This window comes from Microvirga aerilata, assembly GCF_016743775.1.
GTDB lineage: Bacteria > Pseudomonadota > Alphaproteobacteria > Rhizobiales > Beijerinckiaceae > Microvirga > Microvirga aerilata.
The window spans coordinates 1-14367 of sequence record NZ_JAEQMY010000001.1; the positions used below are offsets into that span (position 1 = coordinate 1).

General features: G+C 63.1%; 13 protein-coding genes. 3 read left to right on the forward strand and 10 right to left on the reverse strand.

What is annotated here, in order from left to right; all coding sequences use genetic code 11:
- Positions 1-101, reverse strand: a 101-nt coding sequence (locus JKG68_RS00005; RefSeq protein ID WP_376773100.1) for a transposase, incomplete at its 3' end; no start/stop codon positions are given.
- Between the two features lie 21 nt (positions 102-122).
- A complete protein-coding gene (locus JKG68_RS34140) occupies positions 123-419 on the reverse strand; it encodes a calcium-binding protein (protein ID WP_281399035.1) in 297 nt (98 codons plus the stop codon).
- Between the two features lie 190 nt (positions 420-609).
- On the opposite strand from JKG68_RS34140, the gene lexA reads away from it, so the two are divergent.
- Positions 610-1314, forward strand: coding sequence for a transcriptional repressor LexA (gene lexA / locus JKG68_RS00015; RefSeq protein WP_202055044.1), 705 nt, complete (start codon positions 610-612; stop codon positions 1312-1314).
- Here lexA and JKG68_RS00020 read toward each other — a convergent pair.
- Positions 1292-3568 carry a ComEC/Rec2 family competence protein gene (locus tag JKG68_RS00020; RefSeq protein ID WP_202055045.1) on the reverse strand — a complete coding sequence of 759 codons (2277 nt, stop codon included), beginning with the start codon at positions 3566-3568 and terminating at the stop codon, positions 1292-1294. The two genes, lexA and JKG68_RS00020, sit on opposite strands and share 23 nt — an antisense overlap.
- A 138-nt stretch (positions 3569-3706) precedes the next feature.
- On the opposite strand from JKG68_RS00020, the gene gltX reads away from it, so the two are divergent.
- Positions 3707-5134: a glutamate--tRNA ligase gene (gene gltX, locus JKG68_RS00025; RefSeq protein ID WP_202055046.1), complete on the forward strand. Its 1428-nt coding sequence runs from the start codon at positions 3707-3709 to the stop codon at positions 5132-5134.
- 174 nt (positions 5135-5308) lie between these two features.
- Positions 5309-6601, forward strand: coding sequence for a citrate synthase (gltA, locus tag JKG68_RS00030; RefSeq protein ID WP_202055047.1), 1293 nt, complete (start codon positions 5309-5311; stop codon positions 6599-6601).
- Positions 6602-6685: 84 nt separating this feature from the next.
- Here gltA and JKG68_RS00035 read toward each other — a convergent pair whose 3' ends face one another.
- From JKG68_RS00035 to bamA, 7 genes are all read right to left on the reverse strand, one after another.
- Complete coding sequence (locus JKG68_RS00035; RefSeq protein ID WP_202055048.1) at positions 6686-7297, reverse strand: hypothetical protein; 612 nt, start codon at positions 7295-7297, stop codon at positions 6686-6688.
- Positions 7298-7419: 122 nt separating this feature from the next.
- Entirely contained in the window at positions 7420-8604 is a 1185-nt protein-coding gene (lpxB, locus tag JKG68_RS00040; protein WP_202055049.1) for a lipid-A-disaccharide synthase, read from the reverse strand.
- A complete protein-coding gene (locus JKG68_RS00045; protein ID WP_202055050.1) occupies positions 8597-9460 on the reverse strand; it encodes an LpxI family protein in 864 nt (287 codons plus the stop codon). The genes lpxB and JKG68_RS00045 overlap by 8 nt, the downstream gene beginning before the upstream one ends.
- Entirely contained in the window at positions 9460-10272 is an 813-nt protein-coding gene (gene lpxA, locus JKG68_RS00050) for an acyl-ACP--UDP-N-acetylglucosamine O-acyltransferase (protein ID WP_376773101.1), read from the reverse strand. The genes JKG68_RS00045 and lpxA overlap by 1 nt, the downstream gene beginning before the upstream one ends.
- Positions 10269-10733 carry a 3-hydroxyacyl-ACP dehydratase FabZ gene (gene fabZ, locus JKG68_RS00055; protein ID WP_202055052.1) on the reverse strand — a complete coding sequence of 155 codons (465 nt, stop codon included), beginning with the start codon at positions 10731-10733 and terminating at the stop codon, positions 10269-10271. The genes lpxA and fabZ overlap by 4 nt, the downstream gene beginning before the upstream one ends.
- A 40-nt stretch (positions 10734-10773) precedes the next feature.
- Positions 10774-11838, reverse strand: coding sequence for a UDP-3-O-(3-hydroxymyristoyl)glucosamine N-acyltransferase (gene lpxD / locus JKG68_RS00060; protein WP_202055053.1), 1065 nt, complete (start codon positions 11836-11838; stop codon positions 10774-10776).
- 38 nt (positions 11839-11876) lie between these two features.
- Positions 11877-14258, reverse strand: a complete 2382-nt coding sequence (bamA, locus tag JKG68_RS00065; protein ID WP_202055054.1) for an outer membrane protein assembly factor BamA — start codon at positions 14256-14258, stop codon at positions 11877-11879.
- Between the last annotated feature and the right edge of the window lie 109 nt (positions 14259-14367).

Below are 14367 nucleotides of genomic sequence, written 5' to 3' on the forward strand. Positions count from 1 at the left end.
CGCTGGCCCGCTTCTTCGGGCAGGAGCGTCAGGTAGGGCGCCACCAGCGCCCATTCCTCATCGGAGACATCGGAGGGGTAAGGTTTGCGAGCAGAGGTCATCCCGCCCCAACGGCTATGACCTCAAGACAGGTCCATAACAGTCTCTAGGCCACCAGCAAGCGTGTCGCTGTCATTGCCGCCAAAAAGACTGTCATTGCCCGTCCCGCCGGACAGAAGATCGTTCCCCGCGTCACCAGTTAGTTGATCGTTTCCGCCTGCGCCTTCCAGAGTATCGTCATGGACAGTGCCTCCTTCGGTTTCGCTCGCATCGGTGCCGATCCATACTCTTCCCGGAGCTAAAGCGGTCATGCCATAAGCAAGCCGAGCCTGAACATCGTTGATCTGATCGTCACTGGTCCACATGCTCAGGACGCTCATGGGGGGTCTCCGCATCAAATGTTATAAACTAACTATCATATCCTTCACTTTCCTGGTGAAGGCAAATATTTCTTCAGCCGATCCGATAATGGTCCAGCTGAGCCATAAGGCTTGCAGAACACAGCAAGAACGGCTACCTTGTTCCTGATTTGTTTCAGAATCGCCTTTTTCAAGGCAGTAAGGGCCAGCCATGCTGACGCGCAAACAGCACGAATTGCTCCGCTTCATTCATGAGCGGCTGCGTGAAACCGGGGTTCCGCCGTCCTTCGACGAGATGAAGGATGCGCTCGACCTCAAGTCCAAATCCGGCATTCACCGCCTGATCACGGCGCTCGAGGAGCGCGGCTTCATTCGCCGGCTGCCCAATCGGGCCCGGGCGCTTGAGGTGATCCGCCTGCCGGAAAGCACCAGCGGTGCGGCAGGCCAGCGGCGCTTTACGCCGAGCGTGGTCGAAGGTGGCCTAGCCGGAAAAGCCAAGGCCCCTCCTCAGCCGGCCGCCGACACGCGGGATCGCGAAATGTCGATCCCGGTCATGGGGCGGATTGCCGCCGGTACGCCGATTTCCGCGATCCAGACCCGCAGCCATTCCATCACCCTCTCGGGCGACTTCCTGGCTCAGGGCGATCATTTCGCCCTCGAAGTGCGTGGCGACTCGATGGTGGAGGCCGGCATTCTCGACGGCGACCTCGTGGTGATCCGCAAGCAGGACAATGCCAACACGGGCGACATCATCGTGGCTCTCATCGACGATGAGGAGGCGACCCTGAAGCGCTTCCGCCGCCGGGGCTCCTCCATTGCCCTGGAGGCCGCCAATCAGGCCTATGAGACCCGCGTTCTCGGTCCCGACCGGGTCAAGATCCAGGGCAAGCTGGTCAGTCTGGTTCGCCGGTACTGATTTCCTCTTCGGGGAAATCCTGCTCGGGAATGGGTCGCGCCTGCCGCGGCCGCTCCCGAGCAGGCATTTCTTCGGCCCGGGGCACTCCGGCATTGAGCCAGGGCAGGCGCTCGCTCCCCTTTCTGACCGACCTCACCTCGACAGCCTCCGGCATGAAGCGGATTGTCGTCGCGCCGCGCGCGCTGAGCGCTGCAGAGTCCAGCAGAAAGCCTGTTTGACATGTAGGGGGCGCCTTGAGGCGCGTGATGATCACTGCTGCCCGGCGGCAGTCTTCGTCGAAAGCCGATACGTGCTGAACGAAGGCGATCCACCGCTGACCTGCGGCGGCAACGACGCATCCGGCAGCGTCGCATAAGGCATCCTGTCTTAAACCCGCATCCTTGGCGCTCCTGCCGTCCCCATCGGCCCGCAGCCACTGCTCGGCCACGAATTCGGATGGTTTTCCCACAAGGGTCAGTTGCCCCTTGATGCTGCGGATCGCTGCCCCTGCCCCCTCCCGATCGATATAGATGTCGTACCGATCAGGGGCCGCGGCGAAGGCCAGTCCTGCCGCTCCAGGAAGCAGGGCAATCCAGCGAAGAGTGGAGGCCGGGATTGTCAGCACCAGCAGGGCTAGGCTCAGGAGAACAAGCGCACCGGCACTCAGGGCGGGCACGACGAGCGTCGAGCCGCTGAAGCCTCCAACCCAGGCGGAAACCTCGAGCACCTGCGAAACTGCCGCCCCCATGATCTGCCATATGGGGCGATCAAGTCCGAACGGATATGCCAGCACGCCGATAACGGCGGATGGCATCACGACGAGGGAGACCAGCGGCAGGGCGAGCGCATTGCCGATGAGCCCATAGGGGTTGAGGCTTTGAAAATGATAAGCCGAGAACGGTGCCGTGGCGATGCTGGCGACCAAGGTCGTGGTCACGATGCCAAGCATCGCCTGTCCGACCCACCGAATGCCCCGCTCAAACAAGGTTGCGGGCAGCGCTTCCGTGCTACGCCGATGCATCAGCGGCACAAGCGCCATCATGGCAGCCACGGCGCCGAACGACATCTGGAAGCTCGGCCCCAGCAGGGCCTCCGGTTCGCGCGCCAGCACGATAATGGCTGCAATCGACAGGTTGCGCATGCTCAGGGCAGGACGGTCCGCCAGGACCGCGCCGAACATGACGAGCGTCATGATGAGCGAGCGCTCGGTCGCCACGTCGGAGCCGGAGAAGACGCAATAAACCGTTGCTCCGATCATCGCGGCAATGGCGGCGATCTTCTTGACCGGCCAGAGCAGGGCGAGACCGGGCGCGAGCGCCAGGACGGCGCGTACCAGCCAGAAGAAGGTGCCGGCTGCCAGCACCATGTGCAGCCCTGAGATCGACACGATGTGATAGATGCCGGCGCCTCGCAGAATGTCGTTCGTGGTCTCGCCGATGAGGCCGCGCTTGCCCGTTACGAGGGCTGCGCCGACACCCCCGGCGGCACCGCCGATGGACAGGGCGATGCGCTGGGTCAGGGAATTGCGCGCCTCGTCCACCTGGGCTGCCAACCGCAGGGACCAGCCGGGCGGCATGGGCGGGTCAAGGCGGCGGACCGGTCCGGAAAAGGAGCCGACAGCCCCGATGCCCTTGAAATAGGCGTCGCGCGCGAAGTCGTATCCGCCCGGCCAGGCAGCCTGCGGCGGCGGAAGCAGGCGGGCCGTGCCGCCGATGAACAGGCCTGCCTGGAGCCCCTCCCCGTTGCGCACCGATATGCGCGCACGTGTCGGACGCTCCGCTTCCGGAACATCCTTCATGTCTACGATGCGCAGGAGAAGCCGCTTACCCCCCTCACGATCCTCGACCGCTTCGATGAACCCCGTGAGCGGGACGATCATAACCCGTGACAGGACTGGAGCCGCCACGCTCCTGGTGCGGATGGCGCCGGCCGAGAACCCTGCGAAAACGGCAGCCACTGCGATCATGACCGAGAAGGCTGGCAGGCTGCGTCGAAGCGCGATGGCTGCGGAGGCATAGAGCGCAAGCGCTCCCAGGGGCGCCCACAGGGCCGGCTGCCCGTCGGCCTGGAAGAACAGGACCACGCCCAGGCCAAAGCAGACCGCGATCCATGGAAACAGACGGCGCTGCTCGATCTCAAGACCGACATTCCGGGAAAGCCAGCCGCGCCCATCCAGCAGGCTCCAATCGACGCCTGCGCCCCCAGCCCAAGGCAAGGCTGCGGTCCGCGCGACACCGTGCGGGATCCTGCGGGTCTTTCCTCGGTTGTCTTCCATCGTGGCTTCGGCTTAACGCGGGTTCGGTTGCATGTTAGACGAGCGCGCGCTCCGGCCCAAACCGCCCTGTGGATTGAGTCGGATACCGCCGCGGATCAAGAGCCGCGCGACCCAGTTTTTAGTCAAGGTTCCCCTGCGATGACCGTTGTCACCCGCTTTGCCCCCTCTCCCACCGGCTTTCTGCATATCGGAGGCGGACGCACAGCCCTGTTCAACTGGCTTTATGCCAAGCGGCATGGCGGCAAGATGCTGTTGCGCATCGAAGACACGGACCGGGAACGCTCCACGGATGCGGCCATCACGGCGATCCTCGACGGGCTGAAATGGCTCGGCCTCGATTGGGACGGGGATGTGGTCTACCAGTTCTCCCGCGCCGCCCGTCACAAGGAAGTGGCCGAGAGCCTGCTGGCGCAGGGCCGCGCCTATTATTGCTACGCGTCCCAGCAGGAGCTCGAGGAGATGCGCGAGGCCGCCCGCCGGGAGGGTCGTCCCCTGCGCTATGACGGCCGCTGGCGCGACCGCGATCCGTCGGAAGCTCCCGAGGGCGTGAAGCCCGTCATCCGGCTGAAGGCGCCTACCGAGGGCGAGACGATTGTCGAGGACGAGGTGCAGGGCCGCGTCGTCTGGCAGAACAAGGATCTCGACGATCTCGTTCTCCTGCGCTCGGACGGAACGCCCACCTACATGCTCGCCGTTGTGGTGGACGATCACGACATGGACGTGACCCATGTCATCCGCGGCGACGACCATCTGACCAATGCCGCGCGGCAGACGCAGATCTATCAGGCCCTGGGCTGGAGCGTGCCGAAGATGGCGCATATCCCGCTCATCCATGGACCGGACGGCGCCAAGCTGTCCAAGCGCCATGGCGCATTGGGCGTCGAGGCCTATCGCAGCCTGGGCTATCTGCCCACGGCCTTGCGCAACTACCTCGTACGCCTCGGCTGGAGCCATGGCGACCAGGAGATCTTTTCCACGCAGGAGATGATCGACGCCTTCGATCTGGGAAGCATCGGCCGCTCGCCGGCGCGGTTCGACTTCGCCAAGCTGGAGAACCTCAACGGGCATTACATGCGCCAGGCGAATGATGAGGATCTGATCGCGGCGATCGAGGAGATCCTGCCCGAGATCGGCGATGAGCGCGGCATCGGTGCCCCCCTTGTTCCCGCCCTGCGCGAGAAGCTGACGGCGGCCATGCCGGGCTTGAAGGAGCGCGCCAAGACGCTCGTGGAGCTGCTCGACAGCGCCTACTACCTCTACGCCCAGCGTCCGCTGCGTCTGGACGAGAAGGCTGCAAGCCTGCTTTCGGATGGGCGCTCGCGCCTTGCCGGCGTCGCCGAGAGGCTCGAAGCAGTCTCAGAGTGGTCGGCCCAGAGCGTGGAGGCGGTCGTGCGTGAGCATGCGGAGGCCATCGGCGTGAAGCTCGGGCAGGTGGCCCAACCGCTCCGGGCGGCGCTCACGGGGCGCGCCACCTCACCCGGCCTCTTCGACGTGATGGCGGTGCTCGGCAAAGAGGAAACCCTGTTGCGTCTGCGTGACCAATTGAAGGATGCGCCTGCTGCATAGCAGGCGCATTCTCACCTTTAGACGCGCTTGCCCCGTTCATACGGATAAGCTAACCCCAAGCCATCATCTCAAACCGACCGGCCAACCTCGGTTCGGCAACCTGCCCGGAGGCCTTCTCCGATCCAACGGTTGCTCTAGGTTATGCCCGGCCTCCTGTTGAAAGGGCCAAGACGAATGAGTTCCGAGACCAGCACACTCACAGTCGACAACAAGCCCGTCGATCTGGCGGTCAAAGAGGGCACCATCGGCCCCAGCGTCATCGACATTTCCAAGCTCTACGGCCAGACCGGGATGTTCACCTACGATCCCGGTTTCACCTCGACCGCAAGCTGCGAGTCCAAGATCACCTATATCGACGGCGACAAGGGTGTCCTCCTGTATCGCGGCTATCCCATCGAGCAGCTTGCCGAGCACGGCGACTTCCTCGAGACCTGCTACCTGCTCCTTTACGGAGAGCTGCCGACTGCAGCCCAGAAGGCGGATTTCGATTACCGCGTCACGCGCCACACCATGGTGCACGACCAGATGAACCGGTTCTTCACCGGCTTCCGCCGCGATGCCCACCCGATGGCCATCATGGTGGCCTGCGTGGGTGCGCTGTCGGCCTTCTACCACGACTCCACCGACATCTCGGATCCGCACCAGCGCATGGTGGCCTCCATGCGCATGATCGCCAAGATGCCGACGCTCGCTGCCATGGCCTACAAGTACCATGTCGGCCAGCCCTTCGTGTATCCGCAGAACGACCTGGACTACACCTCCAACTTCCTGCGCATGTGCTTTGCGGTGCCGGCAGAGGAGTACAAGGTCAACCCGGTGCTCTCGCGGGCGCTGGACCGGATCTTCATCCTCCACGCCGATCATGAGCAGAACGCCTCGACCTCCACGGTGCGCCTGGCCGGCTCTTCCGGCGCGAACCCCTTCGCCTGCATCGCGGCCGGCATCGCCTGCCTCTGGGGTCCCGCCCATGGCGGCGCCAACGAGGCCGCTTTGAAGATGCTGGAGGAGATCGGCACGCCGGATCGCATTCCGGAATACATCGCCAAGGCGAAGGACAAGAACGATCCGTTCCGCCTGATGGGCTTCGGCCACCGGGTCTACAAGAACTACGACCCGCGCGCCCGCATCATGCAGAAGACCACCCACGAGGTGCTCAACGAGCTCGGCATCAAGGACGATCCGCTCCTCGACGTTGCCGTGGAGCTCGAGCAGATCGCCCTGAAAGACGAGTACTTCGTCGAGAAGAAGCTCTACCCGAACATCGATTTCTATTCGGGCATCACGCTGAAGGCGATGGGCTTCCCCACCTCCATGTTCACGGTGCTGTTCGCGCTGGCCCGTACGGTCGGTTGGATTGCTCAGTGGAGCGAGATGATCGAAGATCCGTCCCAGCGCATTGGCCGGCCGCGCCAGCTCTATGTGGGCGAGCCTCAGCGCGACTACGTGACGGTCGCACAACGCGGGTAAAAGCGTCTGAACCGAGAAGAAAAAGGGGCCGAAGGGCCCCTTTTTTCATGCCGGCGCATCACATAATCTAAGGAGTTATAAGTTTTATTTGAGCCGGCCATCTAGAAGCATCTTAGCGCACTTTTCATAGACATCGAAAACAGCATCCCTAATAGGGGATAATTCGTACTTTTCGCCAAAAAGCACGAAGATTTCCTCGTCAGGATCTACCATCTTGAAAATATGTCGAATTACGTCATCAGCTAACTTGTGAGTGTTTACCAACGGGGTTGGAAAGAATGAGCCAACCCGGTCTACAAGAAGAAAACTGTCAAGACGCTCATCGTAGTGCTCTATAGCGTTGCGCAAGCTCCGAGAATACAGTGGGCATCTTTCATCCAGACCGAAAGCACCCCGAAGCGCCGCACCTCTTGCCTCTCGAAGTGGGTCTCCTTTCTTACTCAAGATAGGCCAGAAGAACCTAGATAGAGCAGCGGCGTGTGTAAGCGCCTCTTGGACGATAGCCACTATAATCGTCGGACTTTCGTATTCCTCAACAGCAATTTTGTACCGCTCGAATGCATTTGCAGAGCAATCTGCAGCGTACATAACCGAGTGGATGTAAAACGCTTCATACTGAGGAAGAATGCCACTGTACTGAGAAGCGACAAATTTTCGCCGCTCATTTATTTCTTCGTTAGAGAGGGAGTTGCTCATTTCAAAGCGGTAGCAGTGGAGTGCTTGTATTTTTTCAGCTTAGGAGCTTACAGAAGTTCTTCTGAAAGGACAGCAATTTACCTCCCGAATTTTTGGCTACGTCCGTAAGCTTTCCACGTTGCTTACGTTCCTGCCCTGTGCGTCACCGACAATACCTCTTCGACAATCCGGGCCGCCCGCTCGCTCGGGGTCTCGCTGCCAATTTTCATTAGGGTGTCGAGCTTGCCGAAGGCGTCCAGCTGCCGTTGACGCTCCGGCGTATCTTCGAGAAGCGGGAGGAGGGAATCGGCGAGCTTCTCCGGTGTGCAGTCCCACTGGATCAACTCCGGCACGACGTTCTCGCCCAGAACAAGATTGGTCAGCACGATGGAAGGCGCCTTGATGAGATATTTCAGCACCTCCTCGATCTTCGATACCCGGTAGGCCACCACCATCGGCACACCTGAGAGCCCGAGTTCGAGGGTCACGGTGCCGGAAGCCGCAAGTGCGGCATCGGCCTTGCGGAACGCGGCCCACTTGGCAGCCTCGCCTTCGACGATCTGCGGCTTCACGCTCCAGGCTTGCGCCCGCGTTCTGATCTCCTCGGCCACATGGGAAACGGCCGGGATCGTCACCTCGAAGGGACGCGGCGAGCGCTCCTTCAGAAGCGCGAGAGCCTCGCCGAAGGGTCCCATGAGACGGCTGACCTCCGAGCGTCGGCTGCCTGGGAGCACGAGCAAGCTGAGAGGCCCCTCCAGGGTGCTGGTGCGTTCACCGGGAGCCGGCCTGATCTCGTCCAGGCGCTCGATGAGCGGGTGCCCCACATAGGTCGTGGGCGGTCCGCCCAGGCGCCGGTGCGCATCCGGCTCGAAGGGAAGCAGGGCAAGGAGGTGATCCACATAGGCCCTCATCTTAGGGGCCCGACCGGGCCTCCAGGCCCACACGGAGGGGCTGACGTAATCGATGACGGGAATTGCCGGAGCCCGCTGCCGGACGGCCTTCGCCACACGGTGAGTGAAATCCGGGCTGTCGATGATCACGAGCATGTCGGGCTTTGCCTCGATCACCGCATCGACCGTAAACCTGATGCGCTTGAGGATTGTGGGCAGGCGGGCAATCACGGCGGAAATGCCCATGACGGCGATGTCTTCCAGAGGAAAAAGGCTGCTCAAGCCCTCCTTCGCCATGGCATGTCCGCCGACGCCGCCAAAACGGAGACGGTCGCTCCCCAGCCGCGCCTTCAGGGAGCGCATGAGCTTTGCCCCGAGCTGATCGCCCGATTCCTCGCCTGATACGATCCAGATCGTCAGCGGCGTCTTCTCAGCCAAAAGCCTTCTCCATCCAGGGCAGGTCGACCGCCACGAGGAACAAGCCCAGGCGATCGGCAGTGTGCATGGTTTCCGCCTGCTCCAGCACGAAGGTGGAGCCTGCCCCGATGGCGATGCCCGAAAGGCCCGCTCGGCTTGCCTCGACCACGGTCCTGGGCCCGATGGTCGGCATGTCGACCCGCAGATCCTGGCCCCGCTTCGCCGCCTTGATGAGCACCCCGCCCTCCTCCCGGCGGCGCATGCCAAACCAGGATTGCCGCAAGCCCCTGACCCGGCGCAGCATCCGGTCGGTGCCCTCGGGGCCTTCGATGGCGAGAACATGCCGGCGGTCCACAACGGCCCCCTGGCCGATGTCGAAGGCGGAGAGGGAGGCGAGAAGGTCGAGCCCGACCGTGACGGCCTCTCGGTCGTCCGCTCTCGGCTGCAGCGCGCCGCTCAACGAGGGCGGCGCCACGAGGTCAGGCGCCAGCTCATGGGCTCCGACCACACGATGGCCGCGCTCCTCGAGCAGCATCACGGCCCCGCGCAACACCTGGTCGTCCCCACGGGCGATGACGTCCCTCACCTCCTGCCGGTTGCGCAGGGCCGAATAGGCCCCGAGCAGGGCGGAGAAGCCCGGCCGGCGTACGGCTCCGACAAGGGAGACGGCGCGGGGCTGCCACCCTTCCAGGGTGCTCATGATGGTTTTCAGGTCGAGAAGATCGACGCTCGCATGGGCGCGACGGCGCAGCTCCGGCAGAGCGAAGCCGCGAAAGGCCAGCACACGGTACTCCTGTCCCGTCCGCTCGAGATGGTTCACGAGTTGGATGGGAAGCTGCCCGGCCCCGGCGAGTATCGCAATCGGGCCCGCCGGCATTATCCCGCCGAACTGACCGGATCGCGAGGGGTACAGATCGCCCGATCCTTGCCTTCGCGAATGAAATCGAGGATCTCGTGCACGAAGGGATGATCGTCGAATTCCCCGGCAACATCCTCGACCCGCTCGGATAAGGTGCCCTCATCGGCGAAGAGCAGGCGATAAGCGCGGCGGATGTCATGGATCTGCTCGCGGGTAAAGCCGCGGCGGCGCAGGCCGATGATGTTGAGGCCGGCCAGATGCGCCCGGTTGCCCATGGCCATGCCATAGGGGATCAGGTCGTTCTCCAGGCCCGACATGCCTCCCACGAAAGCGTGGGATCCAACGCGGGCAAACTGGATGACGGCGGAGCCGCCGCCGAAGATCACGAAGTTGCCCACCGTGACGTGGCCGGCCAACATCACGTTGTTGGACAGGATGCAGTCGCTGCCGACCTTTGTGTCGTGCCCCACATGGGAGCCTGCAAGAAACGTGCAGCGGTCGCCGATCACGGTGCGCAGGCCGCCGCCTTCGGTGCCGGGATTCATGGTCACGCCTTCGCGGATCATGCAATCGGCACCGATCTCAAGGGTCGAGGCTTCGCCCCGGTACTTCAGGTCCTGCGGGATATGCCCGATGGAGGCGAAGGGAAAAATCCGTGTGCGGGCGCCGATGGTCGTACGCCCCGCCAGGGCGACATGGCTGAGAAGCTGGCAGCCATCGCCGAGTTCGACTTCCGGGCCAACGGTGCAAAACGGGCCGATCTTGACCCCTGCGCCGATCTTTGCGCCGTCTTCCACGACGGCGCTTGGATGAATTACCGTTTCCATCAGTCGTTCACCAGCATGGCGCTGACCTCGGCCTCGCAGACGAGAACGCCGTCGACCTTCGCCTCGCCCTTGTACCACCACATGTTGCGGCGGTTGTTCAGCTTGCGCATGTGGAACTCGACCCTGTCGCCCGGCTCCACAGGCTTGCGGAACTTCACTTTGTCGATTGTCATGAAGTATACCTGCTTCGGCTTGGCCTGCTGCGCCATCTTCGCCTTCACGCAGATGGCACCCGCAGTCTGAGCCATCGCCTCGATCAGGAACACGCCCGGGAAGATCGGGCGGGAGGGGAAATGGCCCGTGAATTGTGGCTCATTGAAGGTGACGTTCTTGATGCCGATGCATGAATTGTCGCCGTCGATTTCGATGATCTTATCGACCAGCAGGAAGGGATACCGGTGCGGCAGGAGCTCCAGGATCTCCATGATATCGGCGGTTTGAAGCGTGGTGGCCGCTTCGGACATGACGTGAACTCCGGACGGTAATTGATGCCTTCAACGAACGTTATGAAGACGCTTCGTCGTCTTTGGCGGAATCGCCCTGGGATGCAAGCTTTTTCAGGGCCGTGATCTCGCGGAACCATTCCCGCATGGGACGGGCCGGGATGCCGCCCCAGCGGGCGCCGGGCGGAACATCGCCGTTGACGCCGCTGGTCGCGGCGATCTGGGCGCCCATGCCGATCCGCACATGGCCTTTCACCGCCACCTGACCGCCGATGGCAACATAGTCCTCGATCGTCGTGGAGCCGGCGATGCCGACCTGGGCCACAATCACGCAATGGCGCCCGATGACCACGTTGTGAGCAATCTGGACGAGATTGTCGATCTTCGTGCCTTCGCCGATCACCGTATCCCGGCTTGCACCACGGTCGACCGTAGTGTTGGCCCCGATCTCCACATCGTCCTGGATGATCACCCGCCCGACCTGCGGCACCTTCAGATGCCCCTGCGGCCCCATGGCGAAGCCGAACCCATCCTGTCCGATGCGGACCCCTGGATGAAGGATGACCCGGTTGCCGAGGAAGGCATGGATCACGGACACCTGGGCGGCAAGGGAGCAGTCGCGACCGATCTTGACATGGGGGCCGATGACCGAGTGCGCCCCGATCAGGGTTCCCGAGCCGATTTCGGCGTAGGGCCCGATCACCGCGCCGGGATCGACCCGGACCCCATGCTCCAGCCGCGCGGATGGATGAACGAAGGAACCGGGAGAGATCCCTGTCGCCGCAAAGGCGGATTCCGGCCGCATGGCCGATGGAAACAGGATCGCGAGGGCCTGAGCGAAGACCCTATAGGCCTGTGGGGTGACGATGGCGATGGTCTGAGCGGGCACCTTTGCGGCGTAGCGCGGCGTGACGAGGCACGCGGCAGCCCGTGTGGTCCCAAGAGCCCCCACATAAGCGGGGTTGTCCATATAGGCGAGGTCGCCGGTGCCGGCGCTCTCCAAGGGAGCGACGCCGCGAAGCAAAAGCTCCCCGTCGGTACCGTCGGGGAGCGTTGCGTTCGCCATCTCCGCCACCTGACGCAAGTTCAACGTCTGGCTCTGCGGGAAGAAGTTTGATTCTGCCATGAATAAAAAGTGAGGGCGCCTTGAGGCGCCCTCCCCGATTAGAAGCGTGTGCCGCCCGAGAAGCGGAAGGCTTGGGTGCGGTCGCCGCCGTACCGGTTGCCATTGGCATCCACAAGGCCCTCTTCCTTGGAGAGTGCAACCGCGTAGTCGAACCGGATCGGGCCGAGCGGTGAGCTCCAAAGGAGCGAGGCACCCACGGAGGAGCGGAGCTTCTCGCTGTCGAGAACCCGGATGCAGTTCTGAGGCGTGTCACCCTGCGGAACGCAGTTGTCCAAGGGATCGAGGATGCTGCCGCCGCCGATGTTGAAGGTCGTCGGACCCTCATAGCCGAAGAGCGTACCGGCATCAGCGAAGACAGCGCCCTTCAGGCCCAGCTCACGAGGCAGGAGTGGGATCGGGAACTGCACCTCGACCGAGCCAGCAAAGTAGGTGGTGCCGCCGATGGCGTTCGCACGGCTGTCCAGGCTCGACACGTCCCGCGGGCCAAGGCCGTTGGTGGCGAAGCCGCGAACCAGGGATGGACCCATGAAGAAGTGGTCGATGATGCGCAGATCGCCGCCGTTTCCATCATTGTCGCCGCCGAGACCCATGATGTGGCCGCCCTGGACGCGGGCGATACCGACAACATCCTCGAACAGCTCATGGTAGTAGCGAGCGTCACCCGTCATACGGAAGTAACGCGAGTCGCCGCCCAGACCTGCGAAGTCGGTCTTCACCTCGGCATAGAAGCCGTTGCGTGGATCGCGTGTGCTGTCGAGGGTGTTATAGTTGAACGTCAGGCCCGCAAGGGAGGTGAGGCTTTCACCCTGGGATTCCTTGATCGCCAGAGATGCTTCGCCGTTGCCTTCGCAGAACGCGCGGCTCGCAATTCCTGCGCTGTTAACCACCGTATAGCCCGGAATCGGCGCCGAGCAGTCGTTGAACGGCTGATCCTCGTCGTTCGGGATCTCCAGTTCCTGCTGGTACAGCGAGTAGCGCGCCGTGATGGTGAACTGCTCGGTGAACGGAAGGCCGAGGCGCAACTGACCGCCGGTCATGCGGTTCTCGTAACGGGAATACCGGGTCTGATCGCTGAACTTCGAGAACAGGTCGATACCCGCCGACATCCGGTAGCCGAGGAAATACGGCTCGGTGAACGAGAAGTCGATGCCGTGGCTGCGCTGGCCGAGCTGGCCCGCCAGGCGGACGTACTGGCCACGGCCGAGGAAGTTGGTCTCGGTCACGGAGACTTCACCGATGAAGCCGTCAGCCGTCGAGTAGCCGCCGGAGATCGAGAACGCGCCGGTGGACTGATCCTCCACATCCACGTTCACGACCACGCGGTCGGCCGAGGAGCCGGGCTCGTTCGAGATGCGAACGCGCTTGAAGTAACCGAGGTTGTTCAGGCGGCGCTCGGCGCGGTCGACGAGAACCTGATTGTAGGCATCACCCTCGCCGAGCTCGAACTCACGGCGCACAACGTAGTCACGGGTGCGGCTGTTGCCGCGCACGTTGATCCGCTCGATGTAGATCCGCGGACCTTCCTCGATCACGTAGCCGAGATTGATGGTGCGGGTCGAAGGATCCCGCGTTCCGACAGGGCGAACCTGAACGAAGGGGTTCCCCTGGCGGGCGACGTTTGTGGTAACGGCCTGAACCGACCGCTCGACCGCCTCGGCATTGTAGACCGCGCCGGCCGAAGTCGTGACGCCCCTGCGGACAGCCTCGGCGTCAACCCCGGGAAGACGGGAATCGACGCTGACATTACCGACCCGGTACTGCTCGCCCTCTTCCACCGCGATGGTGATGATGTAGCCGCCCCCCGTGGGATCGAACTGCACATCGCTGGAGACGACCCGGAAATCGGCATAGCCGTTCTTAAGGTAGTAGCGGCGGATCAGCTCAAGGTCGGCCGCGATCCGGTCCGGATCGTAAAGGTCGGTGCTCTTGAGGAAGCTCAGAAGGTTCGTCTCGGTGGTCTGCATGACACCACGCAGACGGCCGGAGGAAACCTGGTTGTTGCCGACGAAGCGGATTTCCTTCACGCCGGTCTTGTCGCCTTCGACGACCGTATAGACCACGTCGACGGTGCCGTTCGGAAGATCGACCACGCGAGGGGTCACCTGGGCGAGGCCCCGGCCCGAGCGGCGGTAGATCTCCAGGATTCGCTGGACGTCGGCGTCGACGGCGGCCTGGTTGTAGGGCGCCCGGGCGCGGGCCTGAAGCTCGCCCTCGATCAGCGCCTTCTCGACCCTGTTGTTGCCCTCGATCACCACGCGGTTGACGACAGGCCCCTGGGCGGCGAAAGCCCGGCGCGCCCTGGAAGACGCCTGCTGTGCAAAGGTGCTCTCCGCAGCAGTCAGTCCAGCCATCAGCGCGCTGATTGCGATAACTGCGGTGGTAGCCGGCTTTTTCCGGCGAGGCGTGGTCGTCGACATCATCAACTGGCCCGTTTCTTTAATCTTCTGTCCAAAGCGGGGTGCCCCGCCGGCTGGAGACGAGTGCCCCCAACCTTATCCATGTGGACCCGCTTGTACAAACTTTAGCCGT

Excerpts from the sequence above, each read along its gene's own strand:
- lpxD (WP_202055053.1), bottom strand. The coding sequence starts at position 11,838 with ATGGCAGAATCAAACTTCTTCCCGCAGAGCCAGACGTTGAACTTGCGT.
- bamA (WP_202055054.1), bottom strand. The coding sequence starts at position 14,258 with ATGATGTCGACGACCACGCCTCGCCGGAAAAAGCCGGCTACCACCGCA.
- lexA (WP_202055044.1), top strand. The coding sequence starts at position 610 with ATGCTGACGCGCAAACAGCACGAATTGCTCCGCTTCATTCATGAGCGG.
- gltA (WP_202055047.1), top strand. The coding sequence starts at position 5,309 with ATGAGTTCCGAGACCAGCACACTCACAGTCGACAACAAGCCCGTCGAT.
- fabZ (WP_202055052.1), bottom strand. The coding sequence starts at position 10,733 with ATGTCCGAAGCGGCCACCACGCTTCAAACCGCCGATATCATGGAGATC.
- gltX (WP_202055046.1), top strand. The coding sequence starts at position 3,707 with ATGACCGTTGTCACCCGCTTTGCCCCCTCTCCCACCGGCTTTCTGCAT.
- JKG68_RS00020 (WP_202055045.1), bottom strand. The coding sequence starts at position 3,568 with ATGGAAGACAACCGAGGAAAGACCCGCAGGATCCCGCACGGTGTCGCG.
- JKG68_RS00045 (WP_202055050.1), bottom strand. The coding sequence starts at position 9,460 with ATGCCGGCGGGCCCGATTGCGATACTCGCCGGGGCCGGGCAGCTTCCC.
- JKG68_RS34140 (WP_281399035.1), bottom strand. The coding sequence starts at position 419 with ATGAGCGTCCTGAGCATGTGGACCAGTGACGATCAGATCAACGATGTT.
- JKG68_RS00035 (WP_202055048.1), bottom strand. The coding sequence starts at position 7,297 with ATGAGCAACTCCCTCTCTAACGAAGAAATAAATGAGCGGCGAAAATTT.